The 25,628-nt window shown below is 46.5% G+C and carries 26 protein-coding genes; 14 read left to right on the top strand and 12 right to left on the bottom strand.

Features of this window, described 5'->3' with window-relative positions; all coding sequences use genetic code 11:
- Positions 1-21 precede the first annotated feature (21 nt).
- Positions 22-207 (top strand): hypothetical protein, encoded by a 186-nt coding sequence (locus H6F74_RS20105; protein ID WP_190443956.1) that lies wholly within the window; start codon positions 22-24, stop codon positions 205-207.
- Here the strand turns inward: H6F74_RS20105 and H6F74_RS31125 are convergent.
- The 8 genes from H6F74_RS31125 to H6F74_RS20070 all read right to left on the bottom strand — a co-directional run bounded on the left by H6F74_RS31125 (position 182) and on the right by H6F74_RS20070 (position 5,169).
- Entirely contained in the window at positions 182-331 is a 150-nt protein-coding gene (locus H6F74_RS31125) for a DUF6760 family protein (protein ID WP_347269536.1), read from the bottom strand. The two genes, H6F74_RS20105 and H6F74_RS31125, sit on opposite strands and share 26 nt — an antisense overlap.
- The gene (locus tag H6F74_RS20100; RefSeq protein ID WP_190443955.1) at positions 325-705 is read right to left on the bottom strand and encodes a phage tail assembly protein; all 381 of its coding nucleotides are present in this window, start codon (positions 703-705) and stop codon (positions 325-327) included. The genes H6F74_RS31125 and H6F74_RS20100 overlap by 7 nt, the downstream gene beginning before the upstream one ends.
- 9 nt (positions 706-714) lie before the next feature.
- Complete coding sequence (locus tag H6F74_RS20095; protein ID WP_190443954.1) at positions 715-1,074, bottom strand: hypothetical protein; 360 nt, start codon at positions 1,072-1,074, stop codon at positions 715-717.
- Positions 1,061-1,567 carry a phage tail protein gene (locus H6F74_RS20090; protein WP_190443953.1) on the bottom strand — a complete coding sequence of 169 codons (507 nt, stop codon included), beginning with the start codon at positions 1,565-1,567 and terminating at the stop codon, positions 1,061-1,063. Before H6F74_RS20090 ends, H6F74_RS20095 begins: the two co-directional genes overlap by 14 nt.
- A 121-nt stretch (positions 1,568-1,688) precedes the next feature.
- Positions 1,689-2,189 (bottom strand): phage tail protein, encoded by a 501-nt coding sequence (locus tag H6F74_RS20085; protein ID WP_190412609.1) that lies wholly within the window; start codon positions 2,187-2,189, stop codon positions 1,689-1,691.
- 104 nt (positions 2,190-2,293) lie between these two features.
- Positions 2,294-2,764, bottom strand: coding sequence for a phage tail protein (locus tag H6F74_RS20080; protein WP_190443952.1), 471 nt, complete (start codon positions 2,762-2,764; stop codon positions 2,294-2,296).
- A gap of 83 nt (positions 2,765-2,847) precedes the next feature.
- Positions 2,848-4,566, bottom strand: coding sequence for a phage tail sheath C-terminal domain-containing protein (locus H6F74_RS20075; protein WP_190443951.1), 1,719 nt, complete (start codon positions 4,564-4,566; stop codon positions 2,848-2,850).
- Positions 4,567-4,611: 45 nt separating this feature from the next.
- Positions 4,612-5,169, bottom strand: coding sequence for a Pvc16 family protein (locus H6F74_RS20070; protein WP_190443950.1), 558 nt, complete (start codon positions 5,167-5,169; stop codon positions 4,612-4,614).
- A 245-nt stretch (positions 5,170-5,414) separates the two neighbouring features.
- Here H6F74_RS20070 and H6F74_RS20065 point away from each other — a divergent pair, with 245 nt between their 5' ends.
- The 4 genes from H6F74_RS20065 to H6F74_RS20050 all read left to right on the top strand — a co-directional run bounded on the left by H6F74_RS20065 (position 5,415) and on the right by H6F74_RS20050 (position 10,764).
- On the top strand, positions 5,415-6,560 hold the full coding sequence (locus tag H6F74_RS20065; RefSeq protein WP_190443949.1) for a HAMP domain-containing sensor histidine kinase: 1,146 nt from the start codon (positions 5,415-5,417) through the stop codon (positions 6,558-6,560).
- Between the two features lie 91 nt (positions 6,561-6,651).
- Positions 6,652-7,326 carry a response regulator transcription factor gene (locus H6F74_RS20060; protein ID WP_190443948.1) on the top strand — a complete coding sequence of 225 codons (675 nt, stop codon included), beginning with the start codon at positions 6,652-6,654 and terminating at the stop codon, positions 7,324-7,326.
- 112 nt (positions 7,327-7,438) lie between these two features.
- A complete protein-coding gene (locus H6F74_RS20055) occupies positions 7,439-8,782 on the top strand; it encodes a DUF4255 domain-containing protein (protein WP_190443947.1) in 1,344 nt (447 codons plus the stop codon).
- On the top strand, positions 8,779-10,764 hold the full coding sequence (locus H6F74_RS20050) for an ATP-binding protein (RefSeq protein WP_190443946.1): 1,986 nt from the start codon (positions 8,779-8,781) through the stop codon (positions 10,762-10,764). Before H6F74_RS20055 ends, H6F74_RS20050 begins: the two co-directional genes overlap by 4 nt.
- Before the next feature lie 276 nt (positions 10,765-11,040).
- On the opposite strand, the gene H6F74_RS20045 is transcribed toward H6F74_RS20050, so the two are convergent.
- Positions 11,041-11,250: a Nif11-like leader peptide family natural product precursor gene (locus H6F74_RS20045; protein ID WP_190421259.1), complete on the bottom strand. Its 210-nt coding sequence runs from the start codon at positions 11,248-11,250 to the stop codon at positions 11,041-11,043.
- 215 nt (positions 11,251-11,465) lie between these two features.
- Between H6F74_RS20045 and H6F74_RS20040 the strand changes: the two genes are divergently transcribed.
- From H6F74_RS20040 to H6F74_RS20020, 5 genes are all read left to right on the top strand, one after another.
- Positions 11,466-13,823, top strand: coding sequence for a substrate-binding domain-containing protein (locus H6F74_RS20040; RefSeq protein ID WP_199301445.1), 2,358 nt, complete (start codon positions 11,466-11,468; stop codon positions 13,821-13,823).
- A 91-nt stretch (positions 13,824-13,914) separates the two neighbouring features.
- Positions 13,915-14,109 (top strand): hypothetical protein, encoded by a 195-nt coding sequence (locus H6F74_RS20035; RefSeq protein WP_190443945.1) that lies wholly within the window; start codon positions 13,915-13,917, stop codon positions 14,107-14,109.
- A gap of 14 nt (positions 14,110-14,123) precedes the next feature.
- Positions 14,124-14,714: a phage tail protein gene (locus H6F74_RS20030; protein WP_190443944.1), complete on the top strand. Its 591-nt coding sequence runs from the start codon at positions 14,124-14,126 to the stop codon at positions 14,712-14,714.
- Between the two features lie 16 nt (positions 14,715-14,730).
- On the top strand, positions 14,731-18,987 hold the full coding sequence (locus H6F74_RS20025) for a hypothetical protein (protein ID WP_190443943.1): 4,257 nt from the start codon (positions 14,731-14,733) through the stop codon (positions 18,985-18,987).
- Between the two features lie 142 nt (positions 18,988-19,129).
- On the top strand, positions 19,130-19,657 hold the full coding sequence (locus tag H6F74_RS20020) for a hypothetical protein (RefSeq protein ID WP_190421251.1): 528 nt from the start codon (positions 19,130-19,132) through the stop codon (positions 19,655-19,657).
- Positions 19,658-19,831: 174 nt separating this feature from the next.
- Here H6F74_RS20020 and H6F74_RS20015 read toward each other — a convergent pair whose 3' ends face one another.
- On the bottom strand, positions 19,832-20,485 hold the full coding sequence (locus tag H6F74_RS20015; protein WP_190443942.1) for an HAD-IA family hydrolase: 654 nt from the start codon (positions 20,483-20,485) through the stop codon (positions 19,832-19,834).
- A 114-nt stretch (positions 20,486-20,599) separates the two neighbouring features.
- Here H6F74_RS20015 and H6F74_RS20010 point away from each other — a divergent pair, with 114 nt between their 5' ends.
- From H6F74_RS20010 to H6F74_RS20000, 3 genes are all read left to right on the top strand, one after another.
- Positions 20,600-21,649 carry a saccharopine dehydrogenase NADP-binding domain-containing protein gene (locus tag H6F74_RS20010; protein WP_190443941.1) on the top strand — a complete coding sequence of 350 codons (1,050 nt, stop codon included), beginning with the start codon at positions 20,600-20,602 and terminating at the stop codon, positions 21,647-21,649.
- Positions 21,650-21,760: 111 nt separating this feature from the next.
- Positions 21,761-22,552, top strand: coding sequence for a YdcF family protein (locus H6F74_RS20005; RefSeq protein ID WP_190443940.1), 792 nt, complete (start codon positions 21,761-21,763; stop codon positions 22,550-22,552).
- A 63-nt stretch (positions 22,553-22,615) separates the two neighbouring features.
- Complete coding sequence (locus H6F74_RS20000) at positions 22,616-22,840, top strand: hypothetical protein (protein WP_190443939.1); 225 nt, start codon at positions 22,616-22,618, stop codon at positions 22,838-22,840.
- Positions 22,841-22,887: 47 nt separating this feature from the next.
- On the opposite strand, the gene H6F74_RS19995 is transcribed toward H6F74_RS20000, so the two are convergent.
- Positions 22,888-23,112: a ferredoxin-thioredoxin reductase variable chain gene (locus H6F74_RS19995; protein WP_190421300.1), complete on the bottom strand. Its 225-nt coding sequence runs from the start codon at positions 23,110-23,112 to the stop codon at positions 22,888-22,890.
- A gap of 36 nt (positions 23,113-23,148) precedes the next feature.
- Between H6F74_RS19995 and H6F74_RS19990 the strand changes: the two genes are divergently transcribed.
- A complete protein-coding gene (locus tag H6F74_RS19990) occupies positions 23,149-23,322 on the top strand; it encodes a hypothetical protein (RefSeq protein ID WP_190443938.1) in 174 nt (57 codons plus the stop codon).
- A gap of 112 nt (positions 23,323-23,434) precedes the next feature.
- Here the strand turns inward: H6F74_RS19990 and H6F74_RS19985 are convergent, their stop codons facing one another.
- Entirely contained in the window at positions 23,435-25,450 is a 2,016-nt protein-coding gene (locus H6F74_RS19985) for a protein phosphatase 2C domain-containing protein (protein ID WP_190443937.1), read from the bottom strand.
- Positions 25,451-25,628: the final 178 nt, after the last annotated feature.

Here is a 25,628-nt window from a genome sequence, read left to right as displayed (position 1 = left end):
CGTTGTCAATTTTGTAGGGGCATGGTAATCAAAAAGCCCCTACAGCCAACCAAAATCAACGTTACAGAATTTTCTTTTAATAAATCAAACCACCTTGCTACAGAGCAAGCCAACGGGGGAGGCAAAGCCTCAGACGATGGTGGGGTGGGCTTCTTTTATTTTGGGCTTACCGGACATGACATCATTCCTGATGCTGAATCTTACTAATTTCCGTCACCCAACTCCGGCGGTCATTGTGTTCCAAGTTGAGGATGTCTTCTAAAGACCAGTGGAAGTGAAAAGCAATTAAGGCTACCTCCTCGCGCAGCGCATCAGAGGGGTAGCCTAAGATTCCCCCGCTAGAGAAAGCTCCACCTGAAATTGACTATTGCACGTAGGACACTGAACCGGAATGTAAACATCACCTTGTTGGTTGATGCGATTGTAAAACTCCCGCAAGTACGCCAAATCTAGAGAAAAAAGATTTTCCAACAATTCAGGAGTTACCTTTGATAGTTCGCCTAAATGAGTAATAGTTCGCGAGAGCATCACCAAAACTGCATAAGCGGGATTATCCTGCACCCCCCGGTCTTTTTGGACAAACATTTCATCTTTTGCAGTTGCTAGACGCATCACGCCTTGGCGATGAACGCCCCCACTTGCATCCACCAATCCTCTAGGAAGGATAAATTCAAATTCAGTATAGAGTATGCGATCGCTGTCCATCTCGTCGGGTTACTCAAAATCAGGAGTCAGTGCAGGATTTGGTAACGGGTTTGTCACCACGTTCGACTCAGAATTTTCCTGCTCTAGTTCATTAATCTGACGATAAAATTTTTGGAGATAATTCAAATCACAAGCGAAAAAACCTTCAACAACTGAAGGCGTAACCTCTTCCAAGGCTCCCAGCCGAACGATCACGCGCGCCAAAATAATTACTGTAGCGTAAGCAGGATTTGATTTAACGCGAGGGTCGCGCAAGGGGACAATTTCATCCATTGCTCTCGACAAACGCATTACGCCTTTGCGGTGAATGTTGCCATCACTATCGAGATACCCCTTTGGTAAAGTAAATTCAAACTCAGTTTGAATCATTCGTTACTACATTAATCCGTTTTAACTCTTCAACAGTCACTTCTATCTCTTCAATCTCCATATCGCCTCCAACAGCATTAACATCTGCAATTTTATAGCTAGTAGGCCATGCTCGTTTAAACTCAAATCTAAACTGCTCTTGGGCTGCCTGATTATAGATTACTAAAGATCCATCGCGCTGTTGTTTACCCCAATTTCCGTCCTGCACAGCCTGAATCCAGTTCCACAACGTCATCGAACAAGTCAGACCCCGGCGCAAGGTAATATTGCTGTAACTAACATTACCAGGAATTTTTGTCCGGACAACTCGACCCTGAGATTCTCCATCTTTGCCCCACTTCTGAGGTGTCACCTCGGAGATTTCTATCACCTGTTGGGTAGACTTAAAGCCGCTACAATCCATAAAGTAGCCGTCTATCGCATCATTACTTCCGTCGAGTTTTAGTTCCAGGTAAAATCGGCAAGTTGTGAGAATTTCAGGAAAGTCTGTCACAGTTGATACCGCCTTACAACCAATTCACTTTCTATTATATAAATCACTGACTGGTGAAATGGAGCGCGATCGCATCTCACCTCACCTCACCAGAGCAGTTTTGCATTGAGTATATTCCTTACTACGCCGATACAGTAAACTTCATCCGCTCGTAGTTAAGCTTAAGCGTCCAAGTTTCCAGTTCGCTACTCCCTGCGTCCCGCTTAGGAACATCAAAACTATTGGGAAGCACCCCTACAAAACTGTAGGTTAACCCCACCTTTCCCTCTGAACCGGAGTAATAGACATTAATTGTCATTTCTTTACGTAAAGTTCGCGCTTTTGCTGCTTCCCCAAGGTTAGCTTTCGAGGCGCAATCCTTGTACCACTCCCACAGCTTATCGTCATTTCCCCCCTGATGCGCTCCTGGCACCAAAACTAGCGTTATCTCGCCATACTTCGGTTGACTCGGAACACTGAGAACCAGCGATTTTCCCTTTGGGCCAGAACCGATGGCATTATCAGCACCCTTTGGGGACATATCTACTGACATCCCACTTACTTCTTTGATAATGATGTCTTTGATATCACCAATTGCTACATCGTAGTTATCACTAGATAGTAACTCAACGGCATCAGCCATAAATAACCTTCCAATCAATTACAAAGTACAAAAGAATGATTGCGATCGCTTCTTAAAGCGAACAAAATTAAGAGTATTGTCTCAAACACCCAGACTTAGATAGCTCAAGCTGGATCGAATTGGTCAACCTGTAGCGTAAAGGTTTCTTCAAGCAAACCACCGTCTGCACTGAGTTTCCCGATTTGATATTTACAAATCCAAACTCCGCTCATCTTCCACGAATCTACCATTTCTCCGGCTGAGTTATAGGATTTAATTACGCCTTCTGCCATCCTGGCACTCGTAGGAAAACCGCCACCGTCCTCTGCTTTTGGCATACACTGTAGCAGCCACTTTCGCATCAGTGAGCTAGTGCTTTTTGCATCTCCACTAGCTAGGGTTACTAAAGTGATTTGAACCGCTGCTTCCCTTTTCTTGGTAAGAGTCTGCCGTACAGATCCCTTGGCACCAGACATTATGGCATCACCATGTTGAACGTCAGTCTTATAAGCTGGCAGGTCAACACTTTTAAACTGTAGACCGTCACCTACTCCCTTGATTTCTAATTCAAAATTCTCAACTGTAATAATAGCCATTGTGCAAGACCTCCTTACAAATTTTTTCAATATTCAGTTTAGATATCAGCTCTAAGGCTGATATCTAAACTAACGACTCTAACCTACTGGTTAGGAGACCACTGACTGATGCGGAAGATCACAAATTCTGCTGGTCGGACTGGACAGACACCAATTTCGACATACAGACGACCCAGCATTATCGTCTCGTGGGTGTTGATACTGGCATCGCACTTCACGTAGAACGATTCACCAGGCGAACCACCGAACAACGCCCCTGCACGCCACAGCCGTTCGAGGAAATTGCTAACAGTGCGGGTAACTCGCGCCCACAAATCTTGATCGTTAGGCTCAAACACAACCCACTGGGTACCGATTTCAATCGAGCGCTCGATGTAGCTAATCAGACGGCGGACGCTGATATAGCGCCACTGGACATTAGCGGGTTCTACCAGAGTGCGTGCGCCCCAAACTTGGAAGCCTCGGTTGTAGTTTGCGAAGTTGCGGATACAGTTAATCCCCACAGGGTTCAACAGTTCCTGTTCGCGGAAGTTAGTTTCGTAGGCTAAACCCAGGACACCGCGAGGAACTTCGTTGGCGGGTGCTTTAAAAACGCCACGAGTCTCATCGGTGCGGCACCAAATCCCCATCATGTGACCGCAGGGGGGAACCAAAATCGGTCGTCCGGCATTGCGTGGGTTCGCCACTTTAATCCAGGGATAATACAACGCGCCGAACATGGAACGACGATTAAAGTTATTTAACCACTGAGCTACGTGCTGAGGCTTTTGTTGCTCAGGGGGTACAGGCTCGCCGCCTCCCTTGCAAGGTGGCGGGTCGAGAACTACCATGCGGTAGTTGGGGCTGGGTGCATTGTTTTCGCACATACTAACCATCATTTCCATGATGCCGTGAACCTGATCCAAATCCAGCAGACCGCGTTGGTACGCCAGCATTAAATCTGGACAAGCAATCATGGAAACTTCGTCAATTTCAAAAATCCCTTGTACACCCGTGCGGTCATCACGCGCCCCATTCACATCCCTTGGAAAGCGCTCGCGGCTAGAAATGACGGGTGGAGGGCTGACTTCATAGGTGCCGTTGACAGGTCGCCGAGACAGGGGTTGTCCGCTGGTGGACATATCGGTTACGGACAAAAATTGAGATGCCTGCTGGTCGCCGATACCTTCATTGATTGCAGTGACGACATAGGTACCGACTTGCGCCTCGACATCCGGGTTCATTGTCAGGTGGGTATACTCTTCGAGTTTCTCGCCACCGCGACTAATAATGACTTTAAAATATTCCCCCGTGTTCAGTGGGGGTTCTGCCTCTGGGTCTTCAGGGGCTTTCGGTTCATCGGGGAGGATGGAAACATTGACTCGTCCACCGGATAAGGCAAGAGCTGAGCTGTCATCCTCTTCGCCTTCGGATGGCTTGATAGCAAACATCAAAGAGGGACGATTTCCAGAGGTTCTAAGCTTGGTGGCTGTTTCCTCTGGTGCGGGTGGTTCTGAACCGGGGAGTTTGGTACCAATGCTAGTCACCCAACAGCGTCCACCGCCGTTCATAAACCAGCCATTGACGGCAAAGGGGAGGTAGGCGTTGAAATCTGTGTAACCATCGGAGCCTTGTTTGCCAAAATACTCTAGGAATTGGCTCCAATTGGTAATCATCATGGGTTTGAACAGTTCGGCGTCACCGCGTACATCTTCGGTAAAGCCAACAAACCCAGCAACACTCATACTTACGCCTTCAATCGGGCGGCTGCCACGGTCTACTTCTTCGACGTAGACACCAGGAGCAAAATAATCCATCGGCATGGCGTAGTCTTCCTTTTTTGGGTGGTGGATAATGGGCGCGAGGAGTTATGAGTTATGAGTTTTGAATTCAAAACTCATAATTTTTTCTCGCTTCTTTACTACTTCTTTAGGTGTGTTCGGCCCTTGTAAGGTGAAGGGAACCGTCACTGTCACATATAAGGCTGGACGTAATGGAACACCCAGCGCACTCCATAAAGCTGCTGCTTCAATAAAGCCAATGGCAGAAACGATCATTGACAAGTTGCCATGACCGCGTAGTGCTGGAACCAGCAACTCTTCTGCTATCGGGCGATGAGGCAACAGCATTGTTAATGCTTCTGAGAGTAGACGTTGTTCTCCCAAGGCGGTACAGTCCCAGGCACTCACCAGGAACGAGATATCAAACCATAAGGGGGAACGCTTAAGAGTGCCTGTATGCGTTTTTTCCGGGTTAAGCCTGCGGTCTACCTGACCGTTTTCCCCGATGTTGTAGCAGTACAGGTTCAGCGCTGGCCTTATATCCTGCCGCATACCAGGGTGGTTGAAATCTATTTGCTCTGTATTGAGCAGAGAAGTCCCGCCAGCCAGGATTTCTGCCAAAGTCTGGGCAGTAGCAGGGATCATAAGACTAGATAGATGCTTAGGCTGTATAGGTCTAGATTAGGTAGACACCTCTAGAGTGTTTATTAGACTTTGGTCGAAACTTTAAAAATTGTGTGTAAATAGGCGTATTTACGGAACTCTGGGACTAAGCTAGATGGGTCATTTACTTCTCAGGGATGATGACAAGTTCCGCAGGCTGAATGCCCTATTAGGTGCTGCACCCTATTCCACACTGCTGATTTATCGTGTACGTCGGGGAGTTACAGATGAAGGTTGGTATACAAAAGTTGGTTCGCGAGGTACGTCCACCTACCTCCACAATCGGTTCACTGGGTACACCGTCGTCTGCCGATGTTAGAAGTATTTGCAAGCTGCATATTGAACAGTTAGCGGTGCAAGTGCCGATTGTGGCAGCTTGGATTGTCTACGAGGATTCTGATACGGGGATGCGCCAATTTGTTGCTCATTATACACAGCAGCAGGGTAGTATTTACGCAGGCTTTCCCCATCCCCTTTCTGTGGTGTGGTGGGAAGATTGGTTGCCAGATGCGATCGCGCGTGTATTTACCCCGCGTCGGGATACGGTACCATGTCCCTACAATGCTTATGTTTGCGCTCTTAGTCAGCATAGCTCTAGGCCTGAGTATCTAATGCTATGGAGCGAATATTCTCTATCTGTTCATCAGCAGGAGTGTATAGAGCAACAAGCTCAACTACTTAGTCACTACTTGGCTATGTTTCGGGAGTGTTCTCGTCAAAAAGCTGAGATTCAGTTACTTGAGCAAGTGTTACGCCGTGCAGAACATCAACTGCGAAATCCTTTGGCACTGATTAGTCTTTATTCGGAAAATTTATGCCGGGGGTTGCAATCAGGAGGTTTGCAAGAACAGGCTACGATTATTCGGGAAACTGTGGATGATTTGAGTGCTAATTTAACAGATTTGGTTTACTGCGGACAGCAGGCAAAATTGCGCGTAGCGCCTTATGACCTGCGGGAAATTTTAGCTGAGAGTATTCAGGGTTTGCGACCGTGGTTAGAGGAAAAACAAGTAGATATCTGCTATCCGGATAAGCCGGTAATTGTGGCGGTGGATCGGTGGCAGATGAAGCAAGTTTTTGACAACTTGTTAAGTAATGCAATTCATTTTAGTCCGGAAGGAGGAATAGTTACTTGCAATTGGCAAGTTTTTGCAATGGAAGTGATAGTTGAAGTTAGCGATCGCGGGAGCGGACTTTCTCAAGAAGACCTGAAACAAGTATTCACGCCGTTCTACTCTAAGCGTCCGGGTGGTACGGGTTTGGGGCTAGCGATCGCTAAAAAAATCATCCTCGACCATAAAGGGAGTATTTGGGTAGAAAATCTCTCGGTCGGCGGCGCACAATTTTCGCTTATTCTACCTCGAAATAATTAAAAACAAATTTTGTCAGTTCTTTGTTTCCCGTCAAGGGTTGAAAGTTGGATTGAAAAGTTTCAACTCTTAGCTTATCGATAACTAATGAGCCATGAATAACCAGCCAATTTCTATTTTGTTAGTCGATGATGAACCACGCTTTCGTCAAGGGATAAGAACTTTACTAGGATTCTTAGGTACTAACGACTCTTTAAAATTCGATGTTGTTGGCGAAGCTGCTAGTGTGGAGCAAGCATTAAAATTAACTGTAGAACAAAAACCAGCGATGATTTTGCTGGATATGGAATTGCCACCAGGGGATGGAATTACTGCCTTGCTGAGTCTCAGAGAAATGTCCTATAAAGGGAAAGTGCTGGTTCTCTCAGGACATCGGGAAGACGAATGGGTATTTCGAGCAATGCAAGCAGGTGCTTGCGGCTATGTGTTTAAAGATCGCGTAGCTACTCAACTGTGTGAAGCAATTACCACAGTAATGAAAGAAGAAGTGTATTTATCGCCAGAAGTAGCAACCTGCTTTTTCCGCTTGTTTAACTTTTATGCAGGGCGATCGTTGAGCGCAGGTAAAGCTATTCACCTAACTGAACGAGAGCAAGAAGTTTTACACTGGTTAGTTGAAGGATCTTCAAATGAAGAAATTGCCCGACATCTTTACATCACAGTTGCTACAGTCAAAGCTCACCTGACAGCTATATTTGAAAAATTAAGTGTTACGAGTCGGACTCAAGCAATTGTGAAAGCCTTAAAACTTGGATTAGTTAGTGCTTAAGGCAAGGGATTAACCATCCGTTTATGAACTCAAATGTTAGTCTTGGCTAAACTTGGAAAAAAATAAACCAAGCTATTCTAAAAGCTTACCGCTGACGGCTAAAAGCTATTTTATGAGCAATTACTTAGCGATCGCTACTGTCACCGCTGCCTTGCAAAGAACTTTGCAGGCTGTAGTACAAGTAGACGTAGATGGCGCAAGAGTGACAATGGTACGACCTAGTAACTTGGGGAGTGGCACGCCAGAAACGGGAGTGAATCTGTATCTTTATCAAGTGACGCTCAATTCCGTGTGGCGGAACAACGCTGATGTGCGGAATCGCAACCGGAAAGGAGAAATGGCAAAGCGATCGCACAATGCCTTAGATTTGCATTACATGATCAGTTTCTATGGCAATGAAGTTGAGTTAGAACCGCAACGACTTTTAGGGAGCGTAGTCCGTACTCTCAAGGATCAATCGACTTTGACACAGGAGATGATTTGGGACACAATCGCCGATTCTAACTTCACCTACTTGGCTGACTCTAACCTCTCTGAACAGGTAGAAGAAATTGACTTTGTGCCGATGGATCTATCTTTAGAAGATTTATCCAAAGTTTGGTCGGTATTCTTTCAAACTCCCTACACCTTGTCAGTCGCCTACCGCGCTACTGTAGTGATAATCGAAGGGGAAGAGTCAGCCCAAAAAGCTCTACCAGTGCGCGACTACAAGTTTAGCGGTGTGATGCCGTTCCCAAATCAACCAGTGATAGATCGGGTTGTGTCCCAAGCTGGAAGGTTTCAGCCGATCTCGACAGACAGCACATTGGTGATTTGGGGTAAGCATTTGAAGAGTAGTATTACTCAAGTGCGCTTGGGTGAGGTGGAGGTGATACCCTCAGAGGTTCAGGATAACCAGATTGTCTTGCCTCTCTCCTCGTTCCCTGCTTCTTCCCTACAGGCAGGTGTACAAAGTTTGCAGGTGATTCACCGCATCTCAACTGGGACAGAAGCGGTATCGAATCCGGGAGTTGAGTCGGCGGCAACTTCTAGAGGCAACTCGACACCAACATTAAGCTTACAGCGAAGTCTCCAGCGCGGCGTCGAGTCAAATGTTGCACCTTTTGTGCTGCGTCCAACCATAACAGAGGTTAGCGTCTCAAATATAGAGGAAAGTAGAGATGAGTTGCACTCAGCTGATGTGATAGTGCAAGTCGATGTCACCATTGGCAACAAGCAGCGGGTGGTTATGGCACTCAATGAACGGTCAATTAATAATCCTGTGGCTTATCTTTTCGATGCCTTGCCACGTCGAAATGATACTAATCTGGTGACTGTTCCGGTGCGAGATGTGAAGCCTGGGGAGTATCTGGTGCGTTTGCACGTAGATGGGGCAGAAAGTCTGCTGAGTGTAGATATGGACAAGGACAGCCCAACATTCCAGCAGTATATTAGTCCGAAGGTAATAATTTCATGAATGTCACGGCTACTAACAACTTGCAGCAAGCTAACCAGCACTACTTGATGGCAGCACTGGCTCCGGTGCGTCAAGCGTTACAACGTCAAGCGCGGCTGGCGCAAGGGAAGCCGGACAAGGAACAGGAGGAAGAATATTTTTCGCCTGAAAATGAGCTTTCGCCTCATGGAGCATTGGAGAAGCTTTGCTCAACTTTTGGGCTGTCGAATTTTGAGCGGGATCTGCTGCTGTTGTGCGTTGGGATGGAACTTGATGCTAGTTGGGGAAGTTTGTGCGCGATCGCTCAAGGTGTCCAAGAGCGGGTGTATCCTACTTTTAGTTTGGCTCTGACAATTTTACCAAACCCGGAATGGAGTGCTTTAACGCCTAACGCTCCTTTACGTCGGTGGCGACTGATTGACGTTGGATCGGGCAATGCACTCACCGCTGCACCCCTGCGAATTGACGAGCAGATACTGCACTATATCGCTGGCGTGCAGCATCTAGATGAGCGACTAATGGGTATTGTGGAGCCTGTCGCCGCTGTTAACATTTTAGTGCCGTCGCACCATCAACTAGCTCAAAGGCTGGCTCAGACGTGGATTGAGGCATCACAGGAGGCGGTTTTACCGATTATCTGTTTGTGTGGGGATGACGTTGCCAGTATGCAAGCGATCGCTTTGAAAGCCTGCGAACTTTTAGAAATGAATCTGAACGCCATCTTTGCCAGCACTGTTCCCACAGGCATCAACGAACTTAATAACCTAATGCGGCTGTGGGAACGGGAAGCTATTTTGAGTAATAGCGTGCTGTTACTGGAATGGGACGACACCGATGTAGGGGAGGGACTGCGGGAAAGCGCGATCGCAACTATGGTAGAGCGCATCCGTTCTCCATTGGTAATTATCAGTCGCGATCGCCGCAAACAACGCCAGCGTCCCCTAATCGCCATTGAAGTTCCCAAAGCAAGCCCCAGCGAACAGCGGGCAATTTGGCAAGCGGCCTTGGGCGATGCAGCCATTAGCTTAAACGGACACGTCGAAACCTTAGTTTCCCATTTCACCCTCAGCGCCACCACAATTTACGCTGCTTGTGCAGAAGCAAAAGGAAAGCTTGCAACTCAGGCAGAAGCAGAAGATTCCCCCATTCACAATCAATTATGGGATACCTGCCGCATTCAAGCGCGATCGCGTCTTAATGACCTGGCTCAACCCATTATCCCAGGAGCCACTTGGGATGAGCTGGTATTGCCAGAGACACAACGCCAAGTTCTGCGCGATATTGCCGCCCACGTCCGTCAACGCGCCAAGGTTTACGAAAGTTGGGGATTTGCCGGGAAAGGCGGACGCGGCTTAGGCATCAGCGCTTTATTTGCTGGTGCTAGCGGTACAGGTAAAACAATGGCAGCAGAGGTAATCGCTGGAGAATTGCGGCTAGACCTTTATCGCATTGACTTGAGTTCTGTCATCAGCAAATACATCGGCGAGACAGAGAAGAACTTGCGGCGCGTATTTGACGCTGCTGAAGCTGGGGGGGCAATTCTACTATTCGATGAAGCTGATGCTTTATTCGGCAAGCGTTCTGAGGTGAAAGACAGCCACGACCGCCATGCCAATATTGAAGTCAGCTACCTGTTACAGCGTATGGAATCATACCGAGGTTTGGCAATTCTCACCACCAATCTGAAAGGTTCGCTGGATCAAGCTTTTCTGCGCCGGATTCGTTTTATTGTCCAATTTTCCTTCCCCGATGCTAATCAGAGAGCCGAAATATGGCAACGCATCTTTCCCAATAAAACGCCAACGCAGGGGCTAGAGGCACGTAAGTTGGCACAGTTAAATGTCGCTGGCGGTAACATCCGCAATATTGCTTTGAATGCAGCTTTTATCGCAGCTGATGCCGGGGAGCCTGTGGGTATGAAACACGTTTTGCAAGCTGCCAAGAGCGAATATGTGAAGCTAGAAAGACCTCTGACCGATACGGAAGTGAAAGGCTGGGTGTGAGGATGCGATCGCTTACCTCTTAAACATGACAGATATTTCAAACTTCATCCTTTAGAAAGATGTAGAACGTTAAATTTTATTAGGGTGTTTACTACTACCTTAAAACAATATGTAACACTAGAAAAATTCCTGATATCGCTAAATATGACTTCAGCTAAAAACCCCATCTTCCTCCTGTAAAGGCATAAGCTAGTAAAGGAAAGAAGCGATCGCTTCAATAAAAATATAATCTTTAAAGAAAGCGATCGCTACTAACTCTATACTTCCTTTGAAAATTTATAACCCAGGAATTTCTGATAATTCACCCTCCAATTCTTCCACAACAAAGCCAGTAACCGCATTCCATTCTTCCACGGTGAAGCTATAGCCAGATTCTTCAGCCATCTTGACAAACGCTTCTAAATTAGGTGCAGAGTTAAGCTTCTCCTTTAAAGCCGGGTCAGCTTGAACAGCTTTGAAAAGTTTTGTAACTTCTTCTTTTGCCATAAATTCATATTTCCATCGCGCTAAATCAATGTTACTTTAACAAATTGGGGAGATATTTTGAGCAACAGCTTCGGCAAAATCGGAGATTCACAGGCGGGACTCCTGTTCTGGGGATTAGAGAGGAGAAAAAACTATTACTAATAACCAATTTAAAATCCTTTCACCCAAAATTTAAAATCCCATAGTCCACCTATTTATTATTCGGAGAGTTTTCGGTGGCGCTGACAAACATTCCCAAAATTTTACTAAGAGAGTATCTGAGCAGAAATGCGCCTCCAATCAGGCTTACCCAATACAATTGGTTAAGCCGATACCAATGGCTGGCACCAATAGTTGATGAAATCAAAACCGAACTAGATCCGCCAACCCCAGAAGAACAAACCGCCCTTGTTGACGCACCGCCGCAATTTACAGCGCAAGTCCACTCCTTTGAATCCCACTACTCAACTGAATCTCACTACAGATACTATCGTTGCAAGTATAGCGATCCCTTAGCCTGTAACTTGCCGCAACAGACCCTCCAGCGAGAGCCAACAGCCAAGTATTGTTTAGAATGCGGTTTTCCAGCTACCTTACCGGAAAAAAGTGAAATTCGGGGACGGCGCGGCAGATATCGAGTAGAAACTTTAGTCGGAAAGCGCGGTATGGGCCGTCTGTACCACGGAACCCAACTTTCCGATCAGCAGCCGATTGTCATTAAAGAATACCTGCTCCCCAACCGTTCCTTCAGCCAAGAAGAAACCCGCCAGCGCAAGCAAACCTTTGAGCTAGTAGCAGGTTTGAGTCTAGCAGATGGAAGAGTTCAGGATTTGCGCCTGCGTCAGCCTTGGGATGCCATTGCTGACGGACTTGAGGAACGCTGTTACCTCATTACCAACGGCAATTTAGATACATACCCAACTCTCAGCGCCTACCTCGCCGCCAGTGGTGCGATGACCAGTTGGCAAGTCCGCCTAGTTCTCAACCAAGTGTTGCAAACCCTGGAATCTCTCCACGGTCAAAAGTTTAGCCTGCCTTCCGGCCAGGTGCAGCAGGGAATGGCTCATGGCAATATCAGCCTTGATAGTTTGCTATACGTAGGAGACAAGGAGAAATTTTTTATACATCTGTGCGACTTGGCTCTCTGGGAACGCTTGTTTGATCCGCCAAACACCGAAATCATCATTCCCACGCCTGCCCAAGATTTAGTAGCATTGGGATATGTGGGCTTTTACCTGTTGGTAGGGCGATCGCTTGACCCTTCCCATCAGCTTATTGACCCCAGAGATGAGCGACAATGGCCTCCCGTAGAGCCTCACCTGAAGACGTTTATCCTTCGTCTTATCGGGCTAGATGTGAGTTTTGAAAGTGCCGAAGAAGCGCGACTCGCTCTATTGAAATTACCCCCAGATCAACATATTGATATTTTAGTTGTAGAAACAGCGTCACCAGAAGACGACCATACCAAGTTACGTCGCCCTCCCTACTGGCTATTTGGTATCCTGGGATTGAGTTTGTTAGGGATACTTGTTTGGGCGCTAATCCCCAAATCCCAAGCCGGAAATCTTGCCGATAACGACTTTCTAACTTGCTGCATCAAGGACATCTCTGCTATTCCTGGCGGTAAATTTAATTACACAGCGGAAGAAGCGGGAACCTGGAGCTATATACTGCGACACGCAAACATAATATCCCAGGATAAAACTTTAGAAGAAAAGCTCCTAGAACGTCAGCCAAAATTACAGCTAAATTATCAACCAGAGCCTTCAGGAGAAGCAGCAATAGCAAAAGTAATGTCCGGAAAAGCAAACTTTGCCATCTCCGGTCTGGTTAATGAATTAGCACCAGAGCTGAAATCGAAAGAAGTTGCCTATGATGGTTTGGTAGTGTTTGTTGCCTTCAGCTATGCCAAAAGGGATAAGAGCCTTCCACAGGCTTTAAAGGGGCAGATTACTTTTGAGCAATTGCGTAAACTCTACACAGGCGAAATTACAAGCTGGAAACAGCTAGGCGGCCCCGATATACCAGTAAAACTTTATATTCCCAAAGAAACTGAAGCAGTACAAATTTTTGAGCAAAGAGTCCTCAAAAATGCTCAAGAAATTGCTTTATTTAGAAGATTAATTCAAAAAGGCGAGCAGCCACCACCTTTGTTTAAAGATCCGTACTCGCAAGAAATTAAACAGATGTCCACTTTTGAGACTCTGCGACAGGTGATTCGAGATTTTGAGGATGATGAAGTTGGGGGAATTGCTTTTGGTACGCTCAGCAAAGTTTTCGGTCAATGTTCAGCTTATCCTCTGGCTTTAATAGATGGAAATAAGACGGCTGTACAAGCTTTAATTCAAGACAACGGTAATCCCGTAAATCCCACAACAGACTTGTGCGATGATAAAGGAAGTTATCGCCCTAACGTCGAAGTTTTCAGAAATAGAAGCTATCCCTTGGGATATCCCATTGCTGTAGTTTATTCTGGAGATAACAGTCGTCCCCCGGTCGGTCAAAAGTTTGCTGAGCTATTGAGAACCCGCGAAGCACAACGTCTGCTGAGTAAAGCAGGGCTCGTGCCTTTGCAACCGCTACCACCAAATTAAAAATTCTTAAATTTAGCTCAAATTCGACTTTCCGCTACTGATCGACACTAAGGTAGAGGCATAAAATAGCAGTAAGGTCTGGGTTTTGGTTATGGTAAATTATCGTTCTCCACAGGCGCAGAAGGATGCTGTAGCTAATCAGAGCATACAACACTCCCGAAGTGCGCTTTCAAAGACAGCAGCTAAAGTTTTGCAAGATCCTCTACTGCTGCGACAGCTTAGCGACCAAGTATACAAACTGATGATTGAAGATTTGCGCCGTCAACGAGAACGCAGTAGAAACTAAGGAGGATAATTTTGATGGCACTTCCATTGCCACAATCACAGTCATCTGTGTCAAGTCAGAATAACGGACAGAACAAAAATGGCACTAGCACCCGCGAACTGAACTACGTTACAGCCAATCGCTTTTATGTAGAAATTCAGAGTAACATTACTGCGTGTTTCACAGAGTGCCAAGGCTTGGGTGTCACTATAAAAGCGCAAAAACGCTTGGAAGGTGGTGTCAACGACCAGCAGAGAATTATTCTGGGCCAGGCAGAATTTTCTGATGTGACACTCAAACGTGGCATCACCAATGATTTAACCTTCTGGAATTGGATTAGTAAAATATTGAGCGATGTTGGACGCAATAAAGGTAATAATTTGCCGAAAAAAGAACGCCGCAACGTCAATATTCTAGTTTTTAACCAGGCCGGAGAAACGATGCAGTGTTGGACGCTAATCGGTGCCGTTCCGGTTTCTTGGAAAGCACCGGCATTAAACGCTGATTCTGGCACAGTGGCTATTGAAGAGTTGACTCTAGCATACGAAACTTTGCAAGTTGATAACTCACGTGCTGGCGGCTCCTCGATTTCTGGCGGACGCGATAAATTGGGATACTTCGCCTAGTAATTAGCACAAATATATGGCGGAAATTCAAGACACCCAGCCCCAGAACAATCTTCCCGATGGAGAAACAACATCCCAGGAACCCCTTGGTTTCAAAAATCCCTTGCTTCCAGCTAATCCGTTAGGACAAAATTTCATTAGCCGGAAATTTCTCTATCCGCTGGGAGCAAGGGCAATTACAGCATTTGATCCTTCGGTATTTTTTTCCCGCGAAATGCCGGATGAAGTGCCGCCGGACAATCCATTCGACAATTCACCCTTTTTCGCCGAATCCCAAGCCTCACAGTTGAGTAAATCGGTTGCAGCCTCTGATGGCATTACATCAGCAGCCGCACCATCAGTCGTCGCGCAGCTAAAAGAATCCACGCTGATACAACCTCGATTGGAAACCGAAAAACAAGCTTCGAGGACAGAAGTAATTAAGCCTGGAACTGCACCACAAGTAACTTATAAAATTAATCAAGGCAAGGAAGAAGATGTCGCCATTTTGTCTTCTCTTTCGGAAACGCCGCAAGTTACAATTACAGACGCAACTCAAATACAACCGCGATTAGAAAGTAAAATATCAACTGAAAACCCTGAAGGAATTCAGTCAATAACTGCACCACAAGTAGCTTCTATAACTCAAGAGAAACAAGAATTAGACACAGCGACAACGCCGGAAGTTACGATTACCGAAACAACTCAAATACAACCGCGATTAGAAAGTCAAGTATCGGCTGAAAGCACTGAAGGAATTGAGTCAGGAACTGCACCACAAGTAGCTGATGAAGTAACTCAACAGAAAAAAACATTCACACCAGCAACAACGCCGGAAGTTAGGATTACAGACGCAAGGGTACAACCGCGATTAGAAAATCAAACACAAGTTATTAAAACTGAAGGAATTGAGTCAGGAACTGCATCACAAGTAACTGATGAAGTAACTCAACAGAAGGAAGATTTCGCACCAGCAACAACGCCGGAAGTTACGAGTACAGACACAGCTCAAGTACAACGACGATTAGAAAGTAAAATATCAGCTGACAACCCAGAAAGAATTGATCCAGTAACTGCACCACAAGTAAATTCTCAAATAACTCAACAGAAAGAAGGATTCACACCAACGATAAGTCCCCAAGTTACGAGGACAGACGCAACGGTACAACCGCGATTAGAAAGTAAAATATCATCTGACAAGACAGAAGGAATTGATCCAGTAACTACGCCACAATTAGCTGATGAAGTAACTCAACAGAAAGAAGCATTCGCACCAGCAACAAAGCCGGAAGTTAGAATTACAGAGGCAAGGGTACAACCGCGATTAGAAAATCAAACACAAGTTATTAAAACTGAAGGAATTGAGTCAGTAACTGCACCACAAGTAGTTGATGAAGTAACTCAACAGAAAGAAGATTTTGCACGAACAATAAGTCCGCAAGTTACGAGTACAGACACAACTCAAGTACAAGCGTTTAAAGAAACAGAAACACCAACTACAAAAACTGAAGGAATTGAGTCGGGAACTGCATCACAAGTAGTTGATGAAGTAACTCAACAGAAAGAAGATTTTCCACGAACAATAAGTCCGCAAGTTACGAGTACAGACGCAACTCAAGTACAACCGCGATTAGAAAATCAAACGCAAGTTATTAAAACTGAAGGAATTGAGTTAGTAACTGCGCCACAAGTAGCTGATGAAGTAACTCAACAGAAAAAAGATTTTGCACGAACAATAAGTCCGCAAGTTACGATTACAGATGCAACGTTACAAGCGCGATTAGAAAATCAAAGATCATCTGACAACATAGAAGGACTTGAGTCGGGAACTTCACCACAAGTAGCTGATGAAGTAACTCAAGAGGAAGAAGCACTCGCACCAGCAACAACGCCGGAAGTTAGGATTACAGAGACAAGGGTACAACCGCGATTAGAAAATCAAATACAAGTTATTAAAGCTGAAGGAATTGAGTCGGGAGCTTCACCACAAGTAGCTGATGAAGTAACTCAAGACATGGAAGATTTCGCACCAACGATAAGGACGGAAGTTAAGATTACAGACGCAACTCAAATACAACCGCGATTAGAAAAACAAACACAAGTTATTAAAACTGAAAGAATTGAGTCAGTAGCTGCACCACAAGTAGCTGATGAAGTAACTCAACAGGAAGAAGCACTCGCACCAGCAACAACGCCGGAGGTTACGGTTACAGACGTAACGGTACAACCTCGATTAGAAGGTAAAATATCGGCTGACGACACAGAAGGAATTGAGTCAGTAGCTGCACCACAAGTAGCTGATGAAGTAACTCAACAGGAAGAAGCACTCGCACCAGCAGCAACGCCGGAGGTTACGGTTACAGACGTAACGGTACAACCTCGATTAGAAGGTAAAATATCGGCTGACGACACAGAAGGAATTGAGTCAGTAGCTGCACCACAAGTAACTGAGGAAGTAACTCAAGAGAAGGAAGAAGTTACAACAAGGATAACGCCGGAAGTTACGATTACAGACGCAACTCAAGTACAAGCGTTTAAAGAAACAGAAACGCCAACTACAACAGCAGAAGGAATTGAGTCAGTAACTGCCTCACAAGTAACTGGGGAAGTAACTCAAGAGAAGGAAGAAGTTGCAACAAGGATAACGCCGGAAGTTACGATTACAGACGCGACGGTACAACCACGATTAGAAAGTAAAATACTAACTACAAAAACTGAAGGAATTGAATCGGGAACTTCACCAGAAGGAGCGTCTAAAGTAAATAAGGCTCAGTCAGAATTCGCAGCTTTAGCTTCTGTCACAACGTTAGAGGAAACGCCGCAAGTTACGACAACAAACTCAATTCAAGTACAAGCGCAATTAGAAACTCAAACACCAGCTACAACCGAAGGAATTGAGCAGAAAACTACACCAGACGCAGCACCCTTACCACCACAGCCAGCCGCAGAACAAACGAGTGAGGTAGCAGTGTTGTCAAATGTTACGGAAGCGATGGCGTTTTCTGTGGGACGGAAGGTAGAATCACTAGAAATGCCAGCGATCGCTTCTGAGAAAACCCTTACCCAATCAGACATCACAGCCCCTTCTCTGGCATCTTCGGTCACGACACCAGATGTTCCGCTTGTTCAACTTCTATCGGAACAGGAACCCAGGAAGGCAACAGAAGAAGCAGTTTCAGAAATCAATGCACCTTCTTCTGTTGCGCCGATACCGACTCAACTGCATGAAAATTTGGCTCGTCGGGTAGAGGAAGCGATCGCTCCCATATCTTCTGACACTTCTAACAAACAGGTGTCAAAAATTACAGCGAATACAGAAAGCGGCGTTGTACAACCTCTGTTAGATAATCAGTTATCTGCACAATCCCAGGTGCCGACAGCTAGGGAAGATTTGGCTGATAAGGTGGAAGAAGCTGCACCGATATCTTCTGCCACCGATAACAAACAGGTGTCAGAAAGTACGCCGAATACACAAGCCAATATTATCCAACCTTTAGGGGAAACAGAGCCTCGCCAGCAAATTGAAGAAATCCCTCAATTGCCTACAGTTTTGACAAATCTATCCATCCTCAGCCCATTAACTCAGTCCAATTTGCTCGGTTCCAAATTTCCAGAACAGACAACTCTTAACGTTGAAGAATCCTTGCTCTCGCCTTCAAAGTTACCTACCCGTATCCAGAAAATGCCAGAGGAAGGGGATAAGGGACAAGAATTTGGGGACTCGGAAGTAAAGCCGACAATTCAAAGAAGCATTTCTTCCTCCTTTGAAGAAGAAAAATTGCGATCGCAACAGGCGGGAGATTTACCAGAATCCAACCAATCTTCAATCCCCTTAGCAAGAGATTCTGCGATCGCTAAAACTATACCAACATCATGGTCTAGCATCGCCGACTTAATAGGTGAGACTACATCAGACTCAAGCAACTCAATGATTGTACAGCCCCTCTTAGAGGAGAGGGGTTGGCAAGAGCCGATTATTTCCTCGTCAGATTCCAGAAACTCGTACTCAACAGTTGATTCCCCACATACCGATAGGGCGAACGGTGTTATCCAAGCATATTCCAATACCTCCGGGCGCACATCAGCATCCGGGATGGAAGCTCTTAGACAGTTGATGGAATCATCTGGTGGTAGCGAAGTAGAGGCGCATCAGTCAGACAAAGATTTCTCAGAAGACGAAGGAGTTGATAACCTGGAGATTCTGGCTCGTGAAATTTACAGTTTTATAAAGCAACGGTTGGAGATAGAAAGAGAGCGTAGAGGGAACAACTACTCCGGTCGCCTGCCTTGGTAAAGTTATACCATTTTGGATTTTGCAAAAATCGGATTAACTTTGCCTTTAATGATAATTGATACGGGAAAGCCATAGGCTGTTTCAAAAATTTGAATGTCGCACCGCTAAAAAAAATGCCAGTAGCATTACTTAGGAGAATATTATGTCCACTACTCGCCTAGTCAAAGCCAAACTCATTCCCAAGATTCCAGCACAGGGTGTGGATACCATCGAATTTATGTTCAATCCCACCAAACTATCCTTCAATCGAAGCGTTCAAATTAATGCCTCTCAAGGAGCGCGGACTGGGAAGGGACTACCCAAAGTCAGCTTTCAAAGTATCGATCCTTACAAGCTCACCATCTCAGATATCCTGTTTGATACCTACGAAGAAGGCACAAGCGTCCTCTGGTACATCAACAAATTGAAAAAAGCTGTTGAGTTTCCCGATGGTCAAGAGGTTCCACCAGTTTATCTGTTTACCTGGGGCGCTCAGGAATACTTGCGTTGCTTTGTGCAACAATTGTCCTACGAACTGACCATGTTTCTGCCTGATGGTACGCCTGTGCGTGCTTCGGCTAACTTGACACTCCACGAGGTTGATATACTTATACCCCCAGGCAATCCGGAGGCTCCTTCTAGTGTGAACCGCACCGGGGATAGTCGGGAAAACCGCAGCAATAATCAGTAGTCTTTAAGGTGAAAACTCTAGCTATTCTTTAGATGGCGGAGGGATTCAAGTAGATAGTGTCTGGAATTTTAGCCCTTGATGGCGGCACTAAGCACGCTGCGGCTAAAGTCTTTGCTTCCCCCTTGGGATAGATTATGAGGCGGTCGCCTCATAGTAGGCAAGGTGGGGAAGGGGTCAAGAGGGAGAAACCAGCCACGTCCACAACTGGGAAGATGTGAAATCAGCAACAGTGAATAATGCCCCAGATGCGTCGAGAACCTTGGGGTCGTGGGTGGAGGCGATGCCAATTGTAGTAATTCCTGCGCCTACAGATGAACGAATGCCAGAGGGAGAGTCCTCAAATGCGATCGCTTGTTCGGCACTCATGCCAAAATGATTCAGAGCCAGTTGATAAGGAGCAGGGTCAGGCTTGCCCGCTGTTGCTTCTTCAGCTAAAACAACTTTGGCGAAAGCATCTGTCAATCCCAAAACTTTTAGCATGAATTCGGCATTCTTGCGTGGAGCATTTGTAACAATAGCTCGTTGCAACTTCAATTCCTCCGTCCATGCCAGCATATCCAAAAGTCCATCCAGCGGCTTTAGTTCTGGTGCCAATTCCCGGAAATAAGCTTCTTTATCTTCAGCTAATTGTTCCCCTTCTGCTATCGACAGGTGTGGCAAGATATCTTGAATAATAACTGGGTTAAGTCGTCCACTAATCCGGGTTTTGTAGAAGGTTTCGTCAATTTCTAAACCGTAGTTTCTCAATATTTCCTGCCAAGCCTTGTAATGGATTGGGTCAGTGTTTACCAGAGTCCCGTCCAAGTCAAATAAAATTGCTTCAAGCATAGTTTTCCAAGCAAGACGGCACAATAGAAGAATATCCCGATTTAAGAAGCAGCACAAATACAGCGATCGCAAAGCGGGATGTGTTCTGTCTGGCGTGTATCTATACCTTTACCAATGTCATCAAACTTTTTGTTATACGGTGCTAACGGCTATACCGGAACCCTCATCGCCAAATTAGCGGTGCAGCGAGGGTTACGCCCTATCCTGGCTGGACGCAATGCCGATAAATTGGAGCCGCTAGCGACATCCCTTGGTTTAGAACACCGCGCCTTTAGTTTAGACAATTCGGTTGCCGTGGATGCGGCTTTAGGGGATGTAGCAGCCGTACTGCACTGTGCTGGCCCCTTCTCTAAAACCTCACAGCCAATGGTTGAAGGGTGCTTGCGGACGAAAACTCACTACTTGGATATTACCGGGGAAGTCGCAGTCTTTGAGGCAGCGGCTGCCAAAGATGCTGAAGCCAAGGCCGCAGGAGTGATGCTGCTTCCTGGCGTAGGCTTTGATGTCGTCCCCTCTGATTGTCTAGCATCTTACCTCAAAGCACAGATGCCCTCAGCAACACATCTCGCCCTTGGTTTCACCGCAGGTAATATGTCGCGAGGAACTGCAACGACGATGGTGGAGGCGCAGGATAAAGGCGGTTTGGTACGGCGTGGTGGGGTTCTTACTCCGGTTCCTGCTGCCTGGAAAACTCGGATGATTGATTTTGGACAAGGCGCAGTTTTAACCACGACAATTCCTTGGGGAGACGTATCTACAGCCTTTTACAGCACAGGGATTCCCAACATTGAGGTTTATACGGCTGTCTCCGAATCTGCTTATCGGGCTATGGTGGCAAGTCGATATCTGGGCTGGTTGCTGGGGTTGCCTATAGTACAGAATTTACAGAAACGTCTAATTCAATCTCAAGCGCCAGGGCCAACAGATGCACAGAGAAAGGAAGGTGTAACTAGGCTGTGGGGAGAGGTGTCAGATTCTGGCTCAAGCAAGCGATCGCGGCTACAATGCCCGGAAGGTTATACTCTCACTTCAATGACGGCTTTGGCAATTGTAACCAAGGTGCTTGCCGGACAGGTGAGTGTAGGTTTTCAAACACCCTCCAAAGTTTATGGTGCCGATTTGATTCTAGAAATTGAGGGAGTGGTGAGAGAAGATATCAACTAGGCTAATGGCTAATTTTCCATTTCCCTCTAGACCTCTTATACTTCTCTCTGATGAGGGCTGTCAGTTTTATGCGCTGAATCCCCTCTGTTTGTTGCTGCTATTTAACCTTTTATGTTTTTATTTCTCTCGAAACTGCTACCGCTATTTTTCTACCCTTTGGGATTTGCCTGCGTGCTGATGGTTGTGGCACTTGTATTGTGGTGGAAGCGATCGCGCTGGACTCCTATACCGATTTCTTTGGCTTTGATTGCTCTATTGGTGGGGAGTAATGGCTGGGTGAGTAACGCTTTGATGCGAAGCCTGGAATGGCAAAATCTCTCAGCCGCAGAACTCCCATCGGCAGAAGCCATCGTCATCTTGGGAGGCGCTACTAAGCCAGCTTCGCCACCCCGTTCCGGTGTCGATTTGAGCGAAGAAGGCGATCGCGTCCTGTATGGTGCCGAGTTATACCGCAAGGGCAAAGCGCCGCTGGTAATTGCCAGCGGCGGACGTATTGACTGGCGACGATCTGGAGCGTCGGAGTCAGGGGATATGGCGGTAATATTGGAAACATTAGGTGTCCCAAAAGATGCTATTCTCCAAGATCCCACTTCGCTCAACACCTACGAAAATGCAGTGAATGTGCGGCAAATCCTGCGATCGCGAGGGATTGGTCGGGTATTATTAGTTACTTCAGCATTTCATATGCCGCGATCGCTGCTGATTTTCAAGCGTCAGGGCATAGAAGCGATCGCAGCACCTACCGACTTTCTGGTAACACAAACCGACTTACGCGAAACCAACAGCAGCATCCAATCTACCGTGCTGAATGTTCTACCAGACGCGGAAAGGTTACAACGGTCAACTAGAGCTTTAAAAGAATACATTGGAATAGTAATCTATCGCCTGAGAGGCTGGCTTTAATCAATTTTGGATTTTAGATTTTAGATTGAATTCAAAATCCAAAATAAATAACCCCTAATCATCATGTCACAAAAGATACTACGAATTATCATTGGGACTCAACCAGCTGCTGAAGTCTTTGCCACATACCGGGCGACTCACGATTTTTACCGAGAAGTGCAATACCGGGAAGAGTTAAAATCTTACTCCGAATGGTATTACATGACGGCAGAAAGCAACCGCCGAGAGTTGCAGAAAATGCGGGGTGACATCAACATATTCGGCTGGTTTAATCGCCGTAAGAAATAAATGGCTAATTGCTAATAGCAGTCAACAATTAGCCATTAGCAATTAGCCTACTCGATGATTTCTATTTCATCTTCGCGGAAATGACCTCTAAATTTTTTCTCAAACTGGATTACAACGGGAAGGTTAGCGCTTATGGGTTTGCCGTGTAATTCATTTGCAAACCCGATAACTTCTCCTTCCCGATCCTTGACATCAAAAGGTTTACCCCTGTTTTCAGGATGGTGATAAACAATTACAGATTTGATGACGCGAACGCGATCGCCAACTTTCATTCTTACAATCTCCGGCTGGGTATCTGAGCCAAACTGGTGCAGTCTGCAAGCGGGGATTCCCGCTTCCACAACATTGAACTGGGAGCATTGCCTATCCAGCGGCTTCTCTCTACCCAGCGTCCAGCAAAGTGCTATTTTGAACAATTTTATATTTTTGCACAGGAAGGTACTAAGGGGATTAGGGATTGGGGATTGGGGATTGGGGATTAGGGATTGGGGATTAGGGATTGGGAATTGGGGATTTGGGATTTGGGATTAGGGATTGGGGATTGGGAACCCTTGAAGATTCTTCACCCAGTACCCAGTACCCAGTCCCCAGCCCCTAGGGTGGTGGTAGCGGTGATGGGGAGGCAGTATCTGGCGAGGGTAGAGGCTGGGCTGAGGGTGGAAAAATGCGATCGCGCATCTGATTGAACCCCCGTTCATCATATTTCCGCCAAGCGTACAACCCAGCAATACTGCCTCCAATCAGCAGCAGCAATAACCCCAACCATAAAGCTAAAGTTTTATGGCGGCGCTGTCGTGGCGTTGCCGGAACCGGAACTTCTTGAGAAGGCACAGCCTCAGCGTAAACTGCCCCTTCGACAATCTCAGGTTGCAGGTTGACTGTTGGCATTAGAGCTTTACTGCCTATCTCCCCAAGGTTGAGTAACACTGGATACTCTGGGGAAACGCGGCAGTAAGTAATTACCACAGACGTATTATCGTGACCATTCTTTTGATTAGCCAACTCAATCCATGACTGAACCGCTGCCTCTAGAGGAATCTTGCTTTGCATAATAGGCTCCACGAAATCCGCCCAAGATTGCTCAACCCAGTTGTTATCGCTTAGACCATCGGAACACAGCAGCAGCAAGCCGTCTTCTTCCACAATGAACCGTTGCACGTTGGGACGCAAAAACTCAGCATCCCGCGTACCCAACGCCTGCGTAAGTGCGCCAGAATCGGGGCGCTGCAATGCCTCGCGGTAGAAACTGCGCCCCAAGCGCACCTCCCTAGAAGCAACATCATCGTCTACAGTCAGCTGCTGACAGGAATGGGGAGTAATCCAGTAGGCGCGGCTATCCCCAACATTGGCGATGTAGAGTTCGTGGGCGTTGTCTAATAAGGTTTGCGGGTTGGGACTAATCTTTTGTGGCAACTGAAGCGCCATAACTAGCGTCGTTCCCATGCGTCGCCGGGACTCTCTGCCTTGTTCGTCATTTCGGGAGGAAATCAGGTTATTCACCACTCTGATACTTGCTGCCAGCTGCTCCTTCAGGAGTTCAGGCTGCACCATTTCCGTCTGTTCTGCCACCTCCGCCAGAAGCGCCCGCACTTGCAACTTCAGGGATTGTACTGCTAGAAGGCTGGCAACTTCTCCGCCTTCGTGACCGCCAATTCCATCGCAAACGATGCTCAAGTGGGGAAGCAGTGGGTCATTCAGAGAAGTGTAGTCTGCTTTTGAATCCTGTACTGTGGGATAGCAAGTATCTTCGTTGTGGTCGCGCTGAGGGCCAGTATCTGTTGCTCCAGCAACCCGCAAGCGCAAGGGCAAAAGGGCGGCTTGTTCCAGTAATAGCTGATTCAGCTTTTGGGCGATCGCTTTCTCGGAAGTATTCCCGGCTTGCATCTGTTCGCATATCTCTAAAACCTGCGTCGCCACCGATACGTGTATCAATCTACACCATCTAGCCCATAACGAACCCAGGTCATAGAGACTAGGAACAAAAGTTGCGCTTTCTTCCAGTGGCAGTTCCACAAATGCTTGGGTAACAACATCTGACTTGTCTGATGCACCATTACCGTTATGTGTTGGGGAAAATCCTATACCCGTGTCTTCGACTGGATCGGCGTAAAGTTCCAATAGGCGCACCCGCCACCCGTCTACCCGAAGATTGTCTTCCACTAAAAGGCTATAAGATACACCATTATCTGCTAAAGGTTTCCAAAGTTCCAAAATTTGCCAAAGCCAATAAATCTGACGCACTGCTGGTGCTTGCGGCAAAGCTTCCACCAAAGAAGGGACAAGCTTGCCAGTCGCATCTATTGGCGCATCCAGTAAGAGAATTTCGACAGCAGCAGTCGAAGTTTCTAGCACAGCGTATCCATAAGCCTCCGGGACGTGGAGGCGCTGGGGATACAAACGCAGGTAAGGGTAAACGCTGTTTGGCAACTGTTCGGGGTGAGGCGGCTGTTCGGGAAGGGTATCCCGCCAAATTTGAGGTGCAACAACCTGATATCTGCCTTGTACTAACTCGCCAGGTGGGATCGCTGCTGCGGCTGGGTTAGCTGCCCAAAGATAGCGATGTCCTAAGAGGATGTCCTTCGGTTCGCGTTGAAACTGGGAACTGTTCATAAATTAAAGTTTTTATACAAAAATCTTAAATCATACTGTCAATAAGAAAAATTGAGTTTTTTCCTCGGAAACATAGATGAAGTGTTGTAGTAAATAATAAAGTCACGATGTCTTCCAATCCTAACTGGCTAGAGTGGAATAGTGGATTGTACCTCAATAACTACACTCACGCCTGCTA

The sequence above is a fragment of the Trichocoleus sp. FACHB-90 genome, assembly GCF_014695505.1.
GTDB classification, from domain to species: domain Bacteria; phylum Cyanobacteriota; class Cyanobacteriia; order Cyanobacteriales; family FACHB-T130; genus Funiculus; species Funiculus sociatus.
Note: the sequence above shows the minus strand (reverse complement) of the source record. Positions and strands in the feature narration are given on the sequence as shown.

Bases quoted from the DNA above. Each gene is read 5' to 3' on its own strand.
- H6F74_RS20095 (WP_190443954.1), bottom strand. From the start codon at position 1,074: ATGATTCAAACTGAGTTTGAATTTACTTTACCAAAGGGGTATCTCGAT.
- H6F74_RS20035 (WP_190443945.1), top strand. From the start codon at position 13,915: ATGGTAAATTATCGTTCTCCACAGGCGCAGAAGGATGCTGTAGCTAAT.
- H6F74_RS20050 (WP_190443946.1), top strand. From the start codon at position 8,779: ATGAATGTCACGGCTACTAACAACTTGCAGCAAGCTAACCAGCACTAC.
- H6F74_RS20015 (WP_190443942.1), bottom strand. From the start codon at position 20,485: ATGCTTGAAGCAATTTTATTTGACTTGGACGGGACTCTGGTAAACACT.
- H6F74_RS20105 (WP_190443956.1), top strand. From the start codon at position 22: ATGGTAATCAAAAAGCCCCTACAGCCAACCAAAATCAACGTTACAGAA.
- H6F74_RS20060 (WP_190443948.1), top strand. From the start codon at position 6,652: ATGAATAACCAGCCAATTTCTATTTTGTTAGTCGATGATGAACCACGC.
- H6F74_RS20055 (WP_190443947.1), top strand. From the start codon at position 7,439: ATGAGCAATTACTTAGCGATCGCTACTGTCACCGCTGCCTTGCAAAGA.
- H6F74_RS20100 (WP_190443955.1), bottom strand. From the start codon at position 705: ATGGACAGCGATCGCATACTCTATACTGAATTTGAATTTATCCTTCCT.
- H6F74_RS20005 (WP_190443940.1), top strand. From the start codon at position 21,761: ATGTTTTTATTTCTCTCGAAACTGCTACCGCTATTTTTCTACCCTTTG.
- H6F74_RS20065 (WP_190443949.1), top strand. From the start codon at position 5,415: ATGAAGGTTGGTATACAAAAGTTGGTTCGCGAGGTACGTCCACCTACC.
- H6F74_RS19995 (WP_190421300.1), bottom strand. From the start codon at position 23,112: ATGAAAGTTGGCGATCGCGTTCGCGTCATCAAATCTGTAATTGTTTAT.
- H6F74_RS20025 (WP_190443943.1), top strand. From the start codon at position 14,731: ATGGCGGAAATTCAAGACACCCAGCCCCAGAACAATCTTCCCGATGGA.
- H6F74_RS20030 (WP_190443944.1), top strand. From the start codon at position 14,124: ATGGCACTTCCATTGCCACAATCACAGTCATCTGTGTCAAGTCAGAAT.
- H6F74_RS19985 (WP_190443937.1), bottom strand. From the start codon at position 25,450: ATGAACAGTTCCCAGTTTCAACGCGAACCGAAGGACATCCTCTTAGGA.
- H6F74_RS20085 (WP_190412609.1), bottom strand. From the start codon at position 2,189: ATGGCTGATGCCGTTGAGTTACTATCTAGTGATAACTACGATGTAGCA.
- H6F74_RS20080 (WP_190443952.1), bottom strand. From the start codon at position 2,764: ATGGCTATTATTACAGTTGAGAATTTTGAATTAGAAATCAAGGGAGTA.
- H6F74_RS20000 (WP_190443939.1), top strand. From the start codon at position 22,616: ATGTCACAAAAGATACTACGAATTATCATTGGGACTCAACCAGCTGCT.
- H6F74_RS20045 (WP_190421259.1), bottom strand. From the start codon at position 11,250: ATGGCAAAAGAAGAAGTTACAAAACTTTTCAAAGCTGTTCAAGCTGAC.
- H6F74_RS20075 (WP_190443951.1), bottom strand. From the start codon at position 4,566: ATGCCGATGGATTATTTTGCTCCTGGTGTCTACGTCGAAGAAGTAGAC.
- H6F74_RS20070 (WP_190443950.1), bottom strand. From the start codon at position 5,169: ATGATCCCTGCTACTGCCCAGACTTTGGCAGAAATCCTGGCTGGCGGG.
- H6F74_RS20010 (WP_190443941.1), top strand. From the start codon at position 20,600: ATGTCATCAAACTTTTTGTTATACGGTGCTAACGGCTATACCGGAACC.
- H6F74_RS20020 (WP_190421251.1), top strand. From the start codon at position 19,130: ATGTCCACTACTCGCCTAGTCAAAGCCAAACTCATTCCCAAGATTCCA.